Here is a 15,008-nt window from a genome sequence, read left to right as displayed (position 1 = left end):
CCGGCGATCTTTGCCCTCATAACCTGCGGAGAATCAGCTTCCCCACAAAAACAAAAACCCCCCTTCTTTGGTGTAAATTTAATTTTTTTTAGTTTTCGTTATGTTTTTTTATGTCCAAACAAGCCATAAAGCAGTCATAATGGAGCACCCTTGATTTCAACGTCATTTTTATAGCCGGAAAGGGCAGTTTTTAGCCCATATCGGCGGCCATATCCTTATTTTTGTTTTTCAAAATCAAATATATGTTTTGTTAATTTTCAAAGTGAAATAATTTGTAAAAGCTTGGTTTTTAATCCTTTTCCATACTACATTTCGTACATAAACAAAAGGTCATTGATTTACGATCACAATGGGAACACCGAAATTTACGTTGGGTAGGTGGTTTTTGTGGGCTATCCCGTTTCTGCTACTTTCCTGCCATTCCGCAGAAGAGGTGGAATTGGAAAATGCCGCTGGCATGGTTTCCTCCGAAGAGATGGCAAACATGATGGGCTTGTTGGAGGAGTTGGACCTGCTGGTATTTTCAGCCATGATGCAGCAGGATTTGACTCAAGGAAAAATTTCACCTATTCTGGATGTATCCAGTTGCCCGGGCTCGGTCATCATGCGGGACGAGAAAAACAGCCGGATAAAGGTGGATTACGGTAGTGGCTGTGTCGACGAAAGAGGTCTTCAGAAAAAAGGAGTCGTTACCATCGCTTATACCGATTCCTTTCTGATAAAAGGCAGCAGTGTTACCATCGGTTTTGAAAATTTTTCCTTGAACGGACGAAAGTTGGAAGGAACAAGAAAATTGGAAAATTTGGGCTTTCAGTCCGAAAAAAGGCGTATCCGGTTTTCTTCCGTTATCAGTGATTTTCAATTTACCTCCCTAACAGGAGAAACGTACCGCCTGGATCACTCGCAAATCAAAGATTTGCATCTATCTACGGAGGAAACAGGATTTCGGATTTACCTGGAAGGATACGGGACGGTATCGACCGTTGCGGGAGTAAAGACGTCGTTTGAAATAATACATCCGGTAGTATACCTGCAGGAATGCATGGCTTCCGGAAACCCCATCCCCTCTCAGGGTAGTTTGCAGCTCCGGGGAGGAAATCAACAGGTGCTACTTACCTTCGACTCGGGTAATTGTAGCAACAAGCGTTGAAAAAGAGCTTATTTTTTTGAAGATTGATTACGAGTGGGTTGGAAGAGAAGTTGGTTAATTTTGGTAGTTGGTTAATTTTTTAATGTAGGGTTTACCCGGAGCCTCTTAACTTGGTAGTGTCAGAGGCTCCGGCTTTTTTACCCTTTTATTTCGGGCTTCCCCTCCGGGAAAAAATGGTGCACATCTCGCTGAGGAAAAGGAACTTCAATGGCGTTCTCTTCCAATGATTCCTTTATAGCCTCCATATTGTCCCAAAAAACGGGCCATAGATCGTCGGCATTGGCCCAACACCGGACGGTGAGATCCAACGAATTGTCGCCAAAATTGGTAAAGTAAACCGCGGGTGCGGGATCACCGTGTATCCGTTCGTCCTTTTTTAAGGTATCCAGAATGACCTGTCTGGTCTTTTTCAAATCGGTACCATAGGCTACCCCTACCGCCATGTCAATCCGACGGGTTGGTTTTATGGAAAAGTTAACGATGCTGTTGTTGGCAAGCGCGCCATTGGGAATGGTTACCACCTTGTTGTCAAAATTCCGAACCGTGGTATAAAGAATGGCAATTTTTTCGACCGAGCCTAGGGTGCCCTGCGCCTCGATGGTGTCGCCCACTTTAAACGGTTTAAAGATTAGAATCAGTATTCCCCCAGCGAAGTTGGCCAGTGAGCCCTGAAGCGCCAGGCCAACGGCCAAACCGGCGGCACCCAATACGGCAATAAACGCGGTCACCTCCACACCCAGCGTAGAAAGAACGACGAGAATCAGCACGATATACAGCAAGCCCTTCAAAAAACTGTTTAAAAACGACGCAAGGGAGGGCTCCACCTCATACTTGATAAAAATCCTATCGGTAGCGCGTAGTGTAAAGTTGATCACCCATTTACCGATAAAATATACGAGTAAGGCAATAAGTATGCTTTTTACGGCCGTTAAAAGCAGTGGGACCATATTTTCGAGAAGGCCCTCAAAATCAAGGTTATCCAATTCCATAGTCTAATTAAATTTTTGGTTAAAATTATGTCAAAATAGAATTTCTTTTTTACAACCAACAAATAACCTGCCATCGGAATGCCCAATGCCACGAAATTTTATAGGTAGTGATTCCCGCCGCGGCTAAAATCCGCTCCCAATCCGTTCTGCTAAACGCGCGCAAAACCGATAGCGGGGCATCGTTTTTTACCATGCGGGAGCGAGAAAAGACCGCCGTCAGCCATTTGATGCTATAGTAGGCCAGAAAATGCCGATGCAGGTCATTAATAACCAACCCGATTCTAGTGGTATCCTTGAGGTTACAAAGAATCTGGACCAGTTCCTCGTCGGTAAAATGATGGGTAAACAGGGTGCAGGTTTGTATGTCCGCCGGGGTTTTCAAAAAGTCCTTCTCAAACACATTTCCCACCCTAAACTGAATTTCAGGATACCTCGACTGGATGGTCTCGCGTGCCAGCGAAATGATGTGGGGATTGGCATCGATGCCGGTAATTTCTAGCGAGTAGCGGTTTCGGTCTCCCCATTTTTTTAGCACCAAGGCCATGTCTCCCCTGCCACATCCCAAATCGGCAATGCGGTGCGTTTTTTGACGATTTTTCCCAATCAGGTACTGTATGCCAGAGGTGGTCACCCGATTTCCTCCCAATAGCCGGTTGATGGTGCGCAGCTCTCGAAGGGTTTGCTCCAGCTCCTTGCCGCTGCATTGCAGGTCGTCCATCAACTCCTTTGTGTAACTTCTGTGGGCAAATTTGCTCATGACTTTTGGAGCAATAAGGTTTCTAAGGTAAGCCCCGGACCAAAACCCATGGCCAAGACCTCTCCCTCTATTGCAGGATCTTCCAGGATGGCGGCGAGTACGTATAAGATGGTGACGGAAGACATGTTGCCAAACTTTTCGAGTACCTGGTGAGCGTGTCCATTTTGTCGTTCCTCAATGCCGAAAGCCGATTCAATTTTTTTCAGGATTTGTTTGCCTCCCGGATGAATCGCAAACTGGCGGATCTGTGCGATGTCAAATTTGTTTTCCAGGTTTTTTCGCAATTCCAGAATTCCTCGATTCAACAAATCGGGAATGTATTTGCTAAGTCTCATTTCGAAACCAAAATCACCGATCGTCCATGCCATATCGGTTTCTCCTTCGATCAGGATATTACTCTGGTATTGGCGGATGGCCAGACCATGTTCTGCGTTTTTAACCAAAACAGCCGCGGCCCCATCCCCAAAAAGTGCATTGGCGATGACGTTATCCTCGTTGTACGCTTTTTGGAAGTGAATCGTACACAACTCCACCCCCACGATGAGTACCCGGGCACTGGGTTCGCTACGGCAGATCCTATCGGCCAGTTTGATGCCATTAAATGCGGCATAACAACCCATGAAATGAATGGCGTAACGCTCGATCGTATTGGGAAAGCCAATCGTTTGGATAATGTCCATCTCCACTCCAGGCGCGTACATGCCGGTACAGGAGACCAACACCAGGTGGGTCACCTTCGAGGGCGGGAGTTGTGCCTCCTGCAAGCACCGGCGAATGGCCGTTTGGGCCAAAACCGGAGCCACGTTCCGAAATACCTCCATTCGCTTGGCCGTGCCCGGAAAGGGCTCCAGACTCCTGTTATTTGGAAAAAATTCAAACTTAGCCGGATCCTCGAAGTTGAAATCATTCAGGGCACTGTATCGCTGCCGGATCCCCGATTTACGGTAAATAAAACCCAATTTTCTGCTCTCCTGAGGGTCCAACCCATGTGCCAATTGCATAAAGCGACTGATCTTTTCTTGAGAAATGGGTTCTCCCGGATTGGCCAGCCCTATGCTGACGATTTGGCTATTCATGGATTTTATTTTAGCTTGTTTTTATTGTAATTTTCAAGATAAGTAAAAAACAGTTGCCATGACGAAAAGTTATCAAGCTTTCTAACTATGTTTAAGAAATCAAGTTGGGAACACTTGCGGATTCCCTTTTCCTATTACCTGATGCCGGTATACTGGTTTGCGCTCGCCACCCTGACCGAAATCGAACTCTTCCGGGCTGTGATGGTGTGGGTGGTTCTCCACCTTTTTTTATACCCTTCCAGCAATGGATACAACAGTTATTTTGATAAGGATGAAAAAAGCATCGGGGGCCTGAAGAACCCCAAGAAGGTCAGTCTGGACCTGTACTACTTATCCCTGGTGTTTTTTCTGATAGCTCTTGGGCTTGCGCTGGTATTGGGCACTGCCTTTTTCTGGATGGTGCTGGTCTACGGACTGGTTTCCATGGCGTACAGCCATCCCTCCATTCGGCTTAAAAAATATCCCTATGTCAGTTGGCTTACGGCAGGCTTTTTTCAGGGAGCCTTTACCTTCTGGATGTGCGTGGAAGGGCTGGGGGATTCGGAATGGTCCTGGCCACTTCCGGATAGCCTGTGGATGCCGGCATCGCTAACCAGCATCTTGCTGTTGGGTTCTTATCCACTGACACAAATTTACCAGCACGAGGAGGATAGTAAACGGGGCGATGAAACACTCAGCCTAAAGCTAGGACTTTCCGGAACGTTCGGATTTTCGTCCATCTGGCTGTTGTTGGGTGGGATTGCATTTGCCGGGTACTTCTTTTACACAAATCAACCCTGGGCGGTTTGGGTTTTCTTACTCGCCATGCTTCCGGTCGTATGCTATTTTTCGGTTTGGTTTTTTTTAGCCCAAAAAGATCCCGAACGATACGTCTCCCACAGCATGAGCATGTGGATGAACAAAATTTCTGCTACGGCTTTGAATGTCTTTTTTGTCTACCTGGTCTGGCAATCGCAGGCGGCCATCCCTTGAGGTATGATAGGGTAGGAAGGATTATGGAACGGCCTTAGGTACATGGGGTCCCGGTGCGGAATGGTAGAAAAAAGGAGGCTTTTCTTGCAGTCTCCGGCATCGGGATGCCGTTCAACTACAATTTTGATGAAGGAAGCTGCCAAAAAAAAGATATTCTTTATATTGCTCCAAAATTAATTTTCAGGTATGTATAGCAACACGATTACGAAGGGCTTTCTCGCCCTTTTGAGTGCAATGATCTTCCTTGGCGCCTGTTCCACGCGATCCGGCGACCCCAGGGTATTGGTTTTTGCGAAAACCGAAGGATATTACCACGAATCCATCCCAGATGGATTGCAGGCAATTATGAAGTTGGGACAGGAAAACGGCTTTTCGGTGGATACCACCACCCAGGCCGAAATGTTTACCGAGGAAATCCTGCAACAATACAGCGCAGTCGTTTTTCTTAGTACGACCGGAGACGTACTCAATCACTATCAGGAAGCCGATTTTGAACGCTACATACAGGCAGGTGGAGGCTTTGTGGGCATCCATGCTGCGGCAGATACGGAATACGATTGGCCCTGGTATGGAAAAATGACCGGTGGCTACTTTTCAGACCATCCGGGTATCAACGACCCGCACCCCAATGTACAGGAAGGAAGTCTGGACGTAGTGGACAAATCCCATGGAAGCACCTCTTTTTTACCGGACCAATGGGCCCGTACCGACGAGTGGTACAGCTACAAAAACCTGAACGAAGACGTAAATGTACTGATAACCCTTGATGAAAGCAGCTATCAGGGAGGAGAGGACATGGGCGAGCATCCCATTGCCTGGTACCACGAATACGATGGCGGCAGGGCCTTTTACACCGGTGGAGGGCATACCAGCCAATCCTTTCAGGAGGAGCTCTTCTTGCGCCACCTGGTAGAAGGTATTCGCTATGCCATCGGAGCCAATAAAAAACTGGACTATTCACGGGCGAGTAGCAAGCGGGTGCCCGAAGCCGATCGTTTCGCAAAAGTCAACATGGTGAGCGGGGAGTTTACCGAGCCGACCGAAATGGCCATTCTTCCGAATCTGGATATACTGGTCTCCCAACGTAGGGGCGAAATCCTGTTGTATAAAAACGGAGATTCCACCACCAATCAGGTAGCTCACCTGGACGTGTATTGGAAAACGGATGCCCCAAGAGTAAATGCCGAAGAAGGGCTTATGGGCATCAAGGCAGACCCGGACTATGAAAACAACCACTGGGTTTATGTTTTTTATAGCCCCACGGGAAAATCAGTGAACAGGCTCTCCCGGTTTAAATTTGAATCCGATGAATGGAACATGGATACCGAGCAGGTGATTCTGGAGTTCTATTCCCAGCGGGATATTTGCTGCCATACGGGTGGATCCATCGCCTTTGACAGCGAGGGGCTGCTCTATGTATCGGCCGGAGACAATTCCACACCCTTCAACCAGCCCAACCAACCCCATACGTTGAGAGGGTATGCCCCGCTGGACGAAAGGCCGGGTTTTGAACAATACGATGCGGCGAGGTCTTCCGGAAACACCAACGACTTGCGCGGAAAAATTATCCGCATAAAAGTGAATGAAGACGGCTCCTACAGCATTCCGGAGGGCAATTTGTACCCGGAAGGAATGGCGGGAACCAAACCCGAAATCTACGTGCAGGGCAATCGAAACCCCTACCGAATCAGCGTGGACCAAAAGACCGGCTACCTGTACTGGGGAGAGGTGGGGCCCGATGCCCGGGCAGACAGCCTGGGTGTGCGTGGTCCCAAGGGCTACGATGAAGTAAATCAGGCAAAAGAAGCCGGTTTTTTTGGTTGGCCCTTCTTTGTGGGAGACAACTACCCCTACAATGCCTACGATTTTGACACCGGAGAATCCGGAATCCAGTTCGACCCACTCAAGCCGGTAAACCTGTCCCGCAACAATACAGGATTGAAAGAATTGCCGCCGGCCCAACCAGCATTTATCTACTATCCCTACGTTGAATCGCCGGAATTCCCGCAAGTCGGAACGGGCGGCCGAAATGCAATGGCAGGACCGGTGTATTACTCCGACCTGTATCCCAATGGAGGCGGATTACCCGACTATTACGACGGAAAGCTGTTTATCTACGATTGGATTCGCGGCTGGATCAAAGCCGTGACGATGGATGAAAATGGCGACTACGTCAAAATGGAACCATTTATGGCAGACGTGCGCCAAAACGCCCTCATCGACCTGGAACTGGGACCCGACGGAAAATTGTACCTGCTGGAATACGGCAACGGCTGGTTCAGCGCCAACGAGGACGCTGCCCTTTCCGTCATTGCGTTTAACCCCGGCAACCGCGCGCCAGTAGTTACCGGAATTACCTCGGACAAAACATCTGGAACCCTTCCGCTTCAGGTGCAACTGCAAGTAAAGGCTAGCGATCCGGAAAAGGATGCGCTGACCTATACCTGGGACCTGGGGAACGGGGAATACATCGACACCACCGAACCTCAATTGACCTACACCTACGAATCCGTCGGCGATTACGATATCTCGGTAACGGTCCGGGATACCGGAAAGGAAGCTGCCAAAAGCCCAGTGCTGAACGTGTATGCTGGAAACGTTGCGCCGGAAGTACACATACAGTTTGCCGGCAACTCCTCCTTTTATTTCCCAGGAAAATCCGTTGCCTACGAAGTGACCGTAACGGATCCCGATGATCTCGAAGCGGGAAATGACCTATCCACCCTTTATGTGTCAGCAGACTACATCGAGGGATTCGACCAGGCAGAAGCGGCCATGGGGCATCAGATCATGTCGGAGGCCATGGCCGGAAAGAGCATCATGGAATCCCTGACCTGCAAAACCTGTCATCAGGTAGACGAGGCGTCCGTAGGCCCTGCCTACACGGAAGTTGCCAAAAAATACGCTGACGATCCGGATGCAGCCGATCACCTGATCAATAAGATCATTAAAGGTGGATCGGGTGTATGGGGAGAAACGATGATGCCAGCCAATCCTTCCGTAAAAGAAGGCGATGCCCGGAAAATTGTCGCCTGGGTGCTTTCGCTCGGAGAATTAGAAAGCCTGGAATCCAGCCTTCCGCCAGCTGGCAGCCTGGATCCGCTTCAGGGAAAACCCCTTTCCAACAATGGGGTCATGATCCTGAACGCCAGTTTCACCGACCGGGGTGGCGAAACCATCAAACCACTGACTAGTTCCGCTACAGCCTACCTGCGGAACAGCAAGATCAGCTTTGACGAACTGAGCGAAACATCCGGATTCAACAATGTCGATTTTGAGGGACAAAAAATCTTGATTGCCCCTACGGATCGTGGGCATGTTGCCCTCAAGGGAATCGACCTTACTGGTCTGAAAGGCATCGACTTTACGGCCGGTTCTCAAAACCCGTTTGCCTTTGGCTATCAGATAGAAGCCCGGGTTGGAAGTCCGGATGGCCCACTGATCGGTCAGTCGATACTTCGCAAAAAACCCGAACAAGGCAGAAGCCAATACGACTTCCAACTATCGTTTGAAAATGTACCGGAGGAGGAAATGCAGGACCTATACCTTGTCACCGTACCGCTGAATGAAGCGGAAAAGGTAAATTTGGCCTTTTTATCCATGGAAATGATTTCCGAATAGTACGAAGCAGGGACACATCCAGGCCTCAACCACCCTGTACCCATCGGTGCAGGGTGGTTTTTTTTTCAAGCCCTGGTATTCATTAAGGCGCCGTTGAAGCGGCTGCACCCGAAGAAACTGGCACCGGACAACTCCCCCTGGATAAGCCACTGGGGGTACGAATTCAGCTCGCTGGGGCACTCCTTGCAGTTTCCTGGCGGTAGGGGATTAATTCGTTTTCTGAGCATAAAATTCACGCCAACTCCAGCTTCCACTCCATGGGTACGATCTTCTAAAAGGCCCGTACGCGCCACCGGCAACCAGTATTGACTTCGCAAAAACAATTTCCACCGCCTGGCCAACAGGTAATTGGTCCCAAGGCCCAGTCGTAAATGACTGATTGTAAATTGGCGTACAGGGTCCGAGGCATACCGATACTCCAGTTCGGAATTATTTTCAAACTCGTAGATAAAATCCTGTCGGGATAGGTAATTACCCAGCAGTCCGAAACCACTTTCAAAGCTCACTCCCGCAAAGCGAGGTGGTACCTAACGTATACACTCGAAAAAGCATCTCTGCAGCCACAATATTTTGTGGAGACTTCAAGTTTTACGTAAGAACAGCCGCCGAAACACATGCAACTCGATACCCTTTCCGCTATGCCACCCGATTCGTCCAGCCTGGAAATACGTTGGTTTTTTTCAAAACCTGTTCCCGAATTGAAGGCCTTTGTGCTGGCAGCCTTTCGTTTGAAGCCGTTGCCGGAAACACGAACGGATGTGTACTACCCCATTCCCGGCAGGGAGGATCTGGGATTAAAAACCCGCGAAGGAGAAAACGAGCTAAAGAAACGAAGGCAATCCGGGCTTCCACTTTTTTTCCACGATTCGCAGGCCGGTTACCTGGAAATTTGGGACAAATGGGTGGTGGAAAATGGAATCGAGCAGCAGGGGTACCTGAATTCAATTTCCATCCGGAAAAAACGATGGGCCCTAAAATTCACCCTGTCTGAAACCGGCGCATGGGAAGTGCATCCGTATGAAAGCTACCTGCCTCGGGGAATTCAGATGGAGTACACTGCGCTAAACTGGCGGGACTGTGCGTATTTTACCTTTGGCTTGGAAGGATTTGGCGGCGTCGGTCAGGCAGAGGTAGAACAATTCCTTGCCCTGGCGCCTCTTTGCTCGGAACTGTCCCTTGACCATTCATCGGGCTATCCTGCCTGGATTTTTCGCCTGTAGCTTTGTTTTTTGCGCATCTCGGGAGCTAGCTTAGCGCTTCCTTTTTGAAAATTAGGGAAATGGCCTTTCTGCGTTGCGCTTTTTTTCGTTCCTGGCCAGCAGGCCTTTCGCATGCGTGTTTTGCCCAGTCTTCGGGATGGTGGATCCGGTTTGTTTTTCCCGGCCCACTCGCTCGTATACCTGGCGGACGCTGGCTGTCTCCATCTCCCATACTATAGCCAAAACTTCCAGTTCTGCACCGTTCGGTCTTTCTAGCATCATTTTATGCGATTTATTTCGCAGGCAATACACACGACTCATCTTGTATTTCGAACGACATACAATTATTTTCGTAGTGAAATAGATGAAAAATTCCTGCTAATTGATTTTTCCATAAGGTCGTCCTTCCGTATTTTGCGGCATGTGTCTGATATCTTTTAGTTGGAATGCCCATCCAAAATACCGATTGATTTTGGTAGCCAATCGTGACGAGTACTTCAATCGCCCTACGCAATCGCTGCATCAGTGGGAAAGCGGCATCTATGCCGGCAAAGACCTGAAGGAAGGCGGTACCTGGCTGGGTTTTCATCCCTCCGGAAGGTTTGCGGCCCTGACCAATTACCGGGATATTCGTAACGAGATTCCGCGCCAACGATCCAGAGGTGAATTGGTTACCGGGTTTCTGACTAGTAGCGAAGGTCCGAAAGACTATTTGAAAAAGGTAGAAGCGATTCAAGACGAATACAACGGATTTAACTTGCTCGTAGCCGATATGGAAAACCTGTACGTATTGTCCAACTATGGCAAGGGCATTGAACTGGTAGACCCTGGCGTCCATGCGATTTCAAATGCCTTGCTTGACAGTCCCTGGCCGAAGGTAACGAAGGCCAGGAGTCAGTTTCAGGAGTTGCTGGCAAAAAAGACGCCGGAAATGGACGATTTGCAGGGGCTGCTGCAGTCTACCGAATTGGCAGCGGAGGAACAGCTGCCTGCCACGGGATTAACGCAGGAATTGGAAAAGGCGGTTTCGGCGCAGTTTATCCGGGTAGACGACTATTACGGAACGGTCAATACCTCGGCCTTGCTGTGGGATCGGCTAGGCGAGGTCCGGTTACGAGAGGTACGCACCGTTCCGGAACGAGAGGTAACGGAATGTGCCTTTCGCCTTTATTAGTGGTATACCGGAACTATGCGTTCCATTTCCTGTTTGTATGTATATGAAAAAGTTGGAGTTACTGATAATCGGCGCCGGGCCGATCGGATTGGCCTGCGGGATTGAAGCCCAAAAAAATGGCCTAAATTACCTTATCATCGAAAAAGGGGTGCTGACCAATTCGATTTTTAACTATCCGGTGAACATGACTTTTTTTTCCACCTCGGAAAAACTGGAAATGGGAGATATTCCTTTTATGTCCATCGCAAACAAGCCTACGCGGCCTGAGGCGCTGGAATACTACCGGCGAATCGTCCGGCATTATGGGCTGTTAATCCACTTGTATGAGGAGGTGCAAACATTGGAAAAAACCGAGGAAAGCTTTTTGGTACATACCTCGAAAGGAACCTATTTGGCCGAAAAGCTGGTGGTAGCCACCGGTTTTTACGATTTGCCCAATACCATGAATGTGCCCGGGGAAGACCTTCCGAAAGTAACCCATTATTACAAAGAACCATGGCCCTATATCGGGCAGAAAATAATCGTGGTCGGAGGGGGAAACTCTGCAGTGGACGTTGCCCTGGAAACCTGGCGTAAAGGTGCGGAGGTAACCATGGTCGTGATGAAGCCCCAAATTGATCAAACAGTTAAATACTGGGTCTTGCCAGATATCGAAAACCGGATCAAGGAAGGTTCCATTAAGGGGTATTTCAGTACCACGATCAAAGAAATTAGGGAAAATGAAGTCCTTCTTCAGACGCCTGAAGGAGAGGTGTCGGTAGCAAACGATTTTGTATTGGCCATGACGGGATACAAACCAAATTTTGCCCTATTGGACCAATTGGGCGTGCAACTCAGCTTGGACGAAAAGCGTCAGCCTTGCTACGATGCGGAGAGCCAGGAATCCAATGTGCCCGGGCTTTACCTTGCCGGAGTGGTGTGTGGTGGATTAAATACGCGGGAGTTTTTTATTGAAAACACCATCGTCCATGCCCAATCCATCATAGCGGATATCGTGAAAAAGAAGCAAACGCCTTCAGGCGTCGAAAAGTAACGCATTGATTAGCGTTTCCGGGAATCCGGATGGGTGTCGGGATGTACCTTATCCTGGTGCAATAGTACCGTGGATGTAGGGTAAGCAATGCGTATATTGTCCTCAGGTCCAAGTTTTTCGAGGATACTTTCCGTGATGGCGTGTTCAAACATCCGCCTTTTTTTTGGGTCGCAGAGGTAGCGCATGGAAAGCTGAATCCCCCGTTCGGTGATTTTAGTAAAGATCATGGGGGTAAATTGCTTGTACACGATGAGGTGGTCCTGCTTGGCTTTCTTAAAAACTTTTTCTGCTAACCGTAGATCCTCTTTCAAATGCTCGTTCAGAATGTCCAGCAAAATGGCTTTTGCTTTTTTGAAATCACTTCGAAGGGTGATATAAATCTTTTGCTCGTTCCAGATGTAGTTGAAACCCGTTGAATAATTGGCCTGGGCGTCCAAAAACACTTTTCCATTGGGCACGTGGATCACCCGGCCGGTACTTTGGTCGGCTTCCACCCAATTGCCGATTTCCAGCAATGAAAACTGAAAAAGACGTAAATCGATCACGTCCCCCTGCACCTCGCCTATTTGAATCCGGTCGCCTACATCAAAGGGCTTGCGCAGGTAGATAAAGGCCCATCCGGCAATATTGACAAATATATCTTTCAATGCGATGGCAATGCCTGCGGACAATAGCCCAAAAAACGTGGTAACGGACTGAAAATTATTGATCCAGAGATTGCCAATGATCAGAATCCCGATGATAAAGGAGGTATATTCGATGACTTTTCTCCAGTGATACTGCCTCCTGAGTTCTACGGCATCACCCCGGTAGATCAGCCGTACGGAAACCTTGTTGATGAGCCACATGATAAATACGATCAGCAGGGTCTGGAGAATCCTGTTTCGCAGCGTGGTGTCAATATCAAAGTTCAGGAAATTGTCAAACATGGCGGTTCACTAAAGAAAGTCAAACTAGGCAAATATATGGCAATAATTCAACGCCTGGGAAGGAATTATTTTGGAGATTTGGGTTTTCGGTTGCCAAGCCATACCCCCAGAATGACGGCAAGAATTCCCAGGTAATGGAATGGAAACAATCGTTCCCCGTCGAGGACTCCCCAAAACAGCGCTACCATAGGTACCAGATAGGTTACCGAACTGGCAAAAACCGGGGTAACAAGTTTCACCATGGCGTTAAAGAGCACCAGGGCAGCAGCGGTACCAACGATTCCCAATGCGGCGACGTATCCCGCCGCTTTCCAGGCCCCTTCGACGTGTAGCAGTTTGAAGGAAAAGTCCGTAAACCCCCACAAATAGATTGCCGCAAGGGGCAATACCATCATGAGCGAAACGGAAGTAATCCCTTTCGCTTCGATTTCCTGAACCCGAAATTTGATAATGTTCACATTGAGTCCGTAACAAATGGTGGCTGCTACCACGAGTAATCCGTACAGATTCATGGTCGAGAACAGTTCCGTGCCGGTACCTTCCCCTCCCGCCACGACCAGGATTCCGACTCCGACGAAGGCGATCAGCAAGCCAATGGCATTTCTTAGCGTAATCCGTGCCTGAAAGAAAAAGGCTCCAACCGCCACCACCATCAAGGGGGTAAGGGCATTGATCACACCGGCCAGGGAACTGGAAAGATTGGTCTGGGCAGTAGCAAAGAGAAATGCGGGAATAAAACTACCGACAAAACCAATGGTCAGTAGGTAGGTCAATTGCTTTTTTTGTAGCAATTTGATCTGAGGTATGGCAAAAGGAAGCAGCACCGTCCCCGCCATCACGATCCGAAATGCGCCCACTTCTCCGGCAGAAAACACCAAAAGGGCTTTTTTAATCAAAATAAACGAACTTCCCCAGATTAATGCCAGCAATACCAGCATTGCCCACTGTTTTAACTGGCTTTCACTGGTGGCATCAGGCATGTACAAGCGGGTTCGATTTCACGGGCAGCTATTTTTCAGAAAAACGGAGGTTTACAATTCTGCATCAGTAAATACCCGTGCTATTTCTTCCAGAAGTTCGCAGGTCTCGGCATAGGATTCATTGGTGACCAAAGCGGTGCGGTACGGTTTGAAATGGGGAAGACCCCTGAAATAATTCGTATAATGCCTGCGCATTTCGAGCAAGCCTAATTTCTCGCCTTTCCATTCCACGGAAAAATCCAAATGCCTTTTGGCTACCCTGACACGTTCTTCCAGATCCGGCCCTTCCAGCAGCTGACCGGTAGCAAAATAATGCTTGATTTCATTGAAAATCCAGGGATAGCCGATAGCCGCTCGTCCGATCATGATACCGTCCACACCGTACCTGTCGCGGTAGCTTTTCGCTTTTTCCGGGCTGTCTACGTCTCCATTACCAAATACCGGAATAGTAATTCGTGGATTGCTTTTGACGGCTGACAGGTATTCCCAATTGGCTTCGCCTTTGTACATCTGCTTTCGCGTCCGGGCGTGTATGCTAATGGCTTGTATGCCCACATCCTGCAATCGCTCGGTAACTTCCTCTATCCGAATGGTGTTTTCATCCCAGCCCAATCTGGTTTTAACAGTGACGGGAATGGAAACGGCCTTTACGATCTCGGCGGTCATGGACACCATTTTGTCGATGTCCAGCAAAATCCCTGCCCCTGCCCCTTTGCAAGCTACCTTATTTACCGGGCAGCCATAGTTGATATCCAATATGTCGGGTCCGGCTGCTTCTGCAATTGCCGCAGCCTCTCTCATGGAAGCGATTTCATTCCCAAATATTTGGATCCCTATAGGTTTTTCGTAGTCGTAAATATCTAACTTTTGGACGGATTTGGCTGCATCCCGAATCAGTCCTTCCGAACTTATAAACTCCGTGTACATGAGATCCGCCCCATTGGCTTTACACACGGCCCGAAACGGCGGATCGCTTACATCCTCCATGGGGGCCAGCAAGAGTGGGAATTCCCCCAGATTCAAATCTCCGATTTTAATCACGTGCTAAAATTTTATGCAAAAATGAGTGTTTTTCCTTGAAAATCAATACCGTTAGCCGTTATTCGGGCATTTTTCCGGTACTTAATT

The 15,008-nt window shown here is 48.6% G+C and carries 14 protein-coding genes; 6 read left to right on the top strand and 8 right to left on the bottom strand.

Annotated features, from left to right (window positions below):
- Positions 1 to 349 precede the first annotated feature (349 nt).
- Positions 350 to 1,150, top strand: a complete 801-nt coding sequence (locus BMW71_RS06775; RefSeq protein ID WP_092171260.1) for a hypothetical protein — start codon at positions 350 to 352, stop codon at positions 1,148 to 1,150.
- A gap of 137 nt (positions 1,151 to 1,287) precedes the next feature.
- On the opposite strand, the gene BMW71_RS06770 is transcribed toward BMW71_RS06775, so the two are convergent.
- The 3 genes from BMW71_RS06770 to BMW71_RS06760 are packed head-to-tail and all read right to left on the bottom strand — an operon-like array spanning position 1,288 to position 3,972.
- A complete protein-coding gene (locus BMW71_RS06770) occupies positions 1,288 to 2,139 on the bottom strand; it encodes a mechanosensitive ion channel family protein (RefSeq protein WP_092171258.1) in 852 nt (283 codons plus the stop codon).
- A gap of 49 nt (positions 2,140 to 2,188) precedes the next feature.
- Positions 2,189 to 2,896 (bottom strand): methyltransferase domain-containing protein, encoded by a 708-nt coding sequence (locus tag BMW71_RS06765; protein WP_092171255.1) that lies wholly within the window; start codon positions 2,894 to 2,896, stop codon positions 2,189 to 2,191.
- Entirely contained in the window at positions 2,893 to 3,972 is a 1,080-nt protein-coding gene (locus BMW71_RS06760; protein WP_092171252.1) for a type III polyketide synthase, read from the bottom strand. Before BMW71_RS06760 ends, BMW71_RS06765 begins: the two co-directional genes overlap by 4 nt.
- Positions 3,973 to 4,059: 87 nt before the next feature.
- Here BMW71_RS06760 and BMW71_RS06755 point away from each other — a divergent pair, with 87 nt between their 5' ends.
- Both BMW71_RS06755 and BMW71_RS06750 read left to right on the top strand, forming a co-directional pair.
- A complete protein-coding gene (locus BMW71_RS06755; protein ID WP_092171250.1) occupies positions 4,060 to 4,944 on the top strand; it encodes a UbiA family prenyltransferase in 885 nt (294 codons plus the stop codon).
- A 186-nt stretch (positions 4,945 to 5,130) separates the two neighbouring features.
- A complete protein-coding gene (locus tag BMW71_RS06750) occupies positions 5,131 to 8,565 on the top strand; it encodes a ThuA domain-containing protein (RefSeq protein WP_092171248.1) in 3,435 nt (1,144 codons plus the stop codon).
- 65 nt (positions 8,566 to 8,630) lie between these two features.
- On the opposite strand, the gene BMW71_RS06745 is transcribed toward BMW71_RS06750, so the two are convergent.
- Positions 8,631 to 9,071 carry a hypothetical protein gene (locus tag BMW71_RS06745; protein ID WP_092171246.1) on the bottom strand — a complete coding sequence of 147 codons (441 nt, stop codon included), beginning with the start codon at positions 9,069 to 9,071 and terminating at the stop codon, positions 8,631 to 8,633.
- A 108-nt stretch (positions 9,072 to 9,179) separates the two neighbouring features.
- Here BMW71_RS06745 and BMW71_RS06740 point away from each other — a divergent pair, with 108 nt between their 5' ends.
- Positions 9,180 to 9,785, top strand: coding sequence for a hypothetical protein (locus BMW71_RS06740; RefSeq protein WP_092171243.1), 606 nt, complete (start codon positions 9,180 to 9,182; stop codon positions 9,783 to 9,785).
- A gap of 51 nt (positions 9,786 to 9,836) precedes the next feature.
- Here the strand turns inward: BMW71_RS06740 and BMW71_RS06735 are convergent, their stop codons facing one another.
- A complete protein-coding gene (locus BMW71_RS06735; protein ID WP_177179588.1) occupies positions 9,837 to 10,046 on the bottom strand; it encodes a BlaI/MecI/CopY family transcriptional regulator in 210 nt (69 codons plus the stop codon).
- A gap of 139 nt (positions 10,047 to 10,185) precedes the next feature.
- Between BMW71_RS06735 and BMW71_RS06730 the strand changes: the two genes are divergently transcribed.
- On the top strand, positions 10,186 to 10,938 hold the full coding sequence (locus BMW71_RS06730) for an NRDE family protein (protein WP_092171238.1): 753 nt from the start codon (positions 10,186 to 10,188) through the stop codon (positions 10,936 to 10,938).
- A 43-nt stretch (positions 10,939 to 10,981) separates the two neighbouring features.
- A complete protein-coding gene (locus BMW71_RS06725) occupies positions 10,982 to 11,971 on the top strand; it encodes a YpdA family putative bacillithiol disulfide reductase (protein ID WP_092171236.1) in 990 nt (329 codons plus the stop codon).
- A gap of 8 nt (positions 11,972 to 11,979) precedes the next feature.
- On the opposite strand, the gene BMW71_RS06720 is transcribed toward BMW71_RS06725, so the two are convergent.
- The 3 genes from BMW71_RS06720 to dusB form a co-directional block, all read right to left on the bottom strand.
- On the bottom strand, positions 11,980 to 12,900 hold the full coding sequence (locus BMW71_RS06720; RefSeq protein WP_092171233.1) for a mechanosensitive ion channel family protein: 921 nt from the start codon (positions 12,898 to 12,900) through the stop codon (positions 11,980 to 11,982).
- A 65-nt stretch (positions 12,901 to 12,965) separates the two neighbouring features.
- The gene (locus BMW71_RS06715; protein WP_241684862.1) at positions 12,966 to 13,880 is read right to left on the bottom strand and encodes a DMT family transporter; all 915 of its coding nucleotides are present in this window, start codon (positions 13,878 to 13,880) and stop codon (positions 12,966 to 12,968) included.
- A gap of 51 nt (positions 13,881 to 13,931) precedes the next feature.
- Positions 13,932 to 14,921, bottom strand: a complete 990-nt coding sequence (gene dusB / locus BMW71_RS06710) for a tRNA dihydrouridine synthase DusB (RefSeq protein ID WP_092171230.1) — start codon at positions 14,919 to 14,921, stop codon at positions 13,932 to 13,934.
- Between the last annotated feature and the right edge of the window lie 87 nt (positions 14,922 to 15,008).

It is taken from the genome of Cyclobacterium xiamenense, assembly GCF_900109255.1.
Classification (GTDB): domain Bacteria; phylum Bacteroidota; class Bacteroidia; order Cytophagales; family Cyclobacteriaceae; genus Cyclobacterium; species Cyclobacterium xiamenense.
The sequence above is the reverse complement of the archived record's forward strand: the minus strand, read 5'-3'. Positions and strand labels throughout refer to the sequence as shown.

Coding starts and splice junctions, on each gene's coding strand:
- BMW71_RS06775 (WP_092171260.1), top strand. CDS start 350: ATGGGAACACCGAAATTTACGTTGGGTAGGTGGTTTTTGTGGGCTATC.
- BMW71_RS06770 (WP_092171258.1), bottom strand. CDS start 2,139: ATGGAATTGGATAACCTTGATTTTGAGGGCCTTCTCGAAAATATGGTC.
- BMW71_RS06765 (WP_092171255.1), bottom strand. CDS start 2,896: ATGAGCAAATTTGCCCACAGAAGTTACACAAAGGAGTTGATGGACGAC.
- BMW71_RS06760 (WP_092171252.1), bottom strand. CDS start 3,972: ATGAATAGCCAAATCGTCAGCATAGGGCTGGCCAATCCGGGAGAACCC.
- BMW71_RS06755 (WP_092171250.1), top strand. CDS start 4,060: ATGTTTAAGAAATCAAGTTGGGAACACTTGCGGATTCCCTTTTCCTAT.
- BMW71_RS06750 (WP_092171248.1), top strand. CDS start 5,131: ATGTATAGCAACACGATTACGAAGGGCTTTCTCGCCCTTTTGAGTGCA.
- BMW71_RS06740 (WP_092171243.1), top strand. CDS start 9,180: ATGCAACTCGATACCCTTTCCGCTATGCCACCCGATTCGTCCAGCCTG.
- BMW71_RS06735 (WP_177179588.1), bottom strand. CDS start 10,046: ATGATGCTAGAAAGACCGAACGGTGCAGAACTGGAAGTTTTGGCTATA.
- BMW71_RS06730 (WP_092171238.1), top strand. CDS start 10,186: ATGTGTCTGATATCTTTTAGTTGGAATGCCCATCCAAAATACCGATTG.
- BMW71_RS06725 (WP_092171236.1), top strand. CDS start 10,982: ATGAAAAAGTTGGAGTTACTGATAATCGGCGCCGGGCCGATCGGATTG.
- BMW71_RS06720 (WP_092171233.1), bottom strand. CDS start 12,900: ATGTTTGACAATTTCCTGAACTTTGATATTGACACCACGCTGCGAAAC.
- BMW71_RS06715 (WP_241684862.1), bottom strand. CDS start 13,880: ATGCCTGATGCCACCAGTGAAAGCCAGTTAAAACAGTGGGCAATGCTG.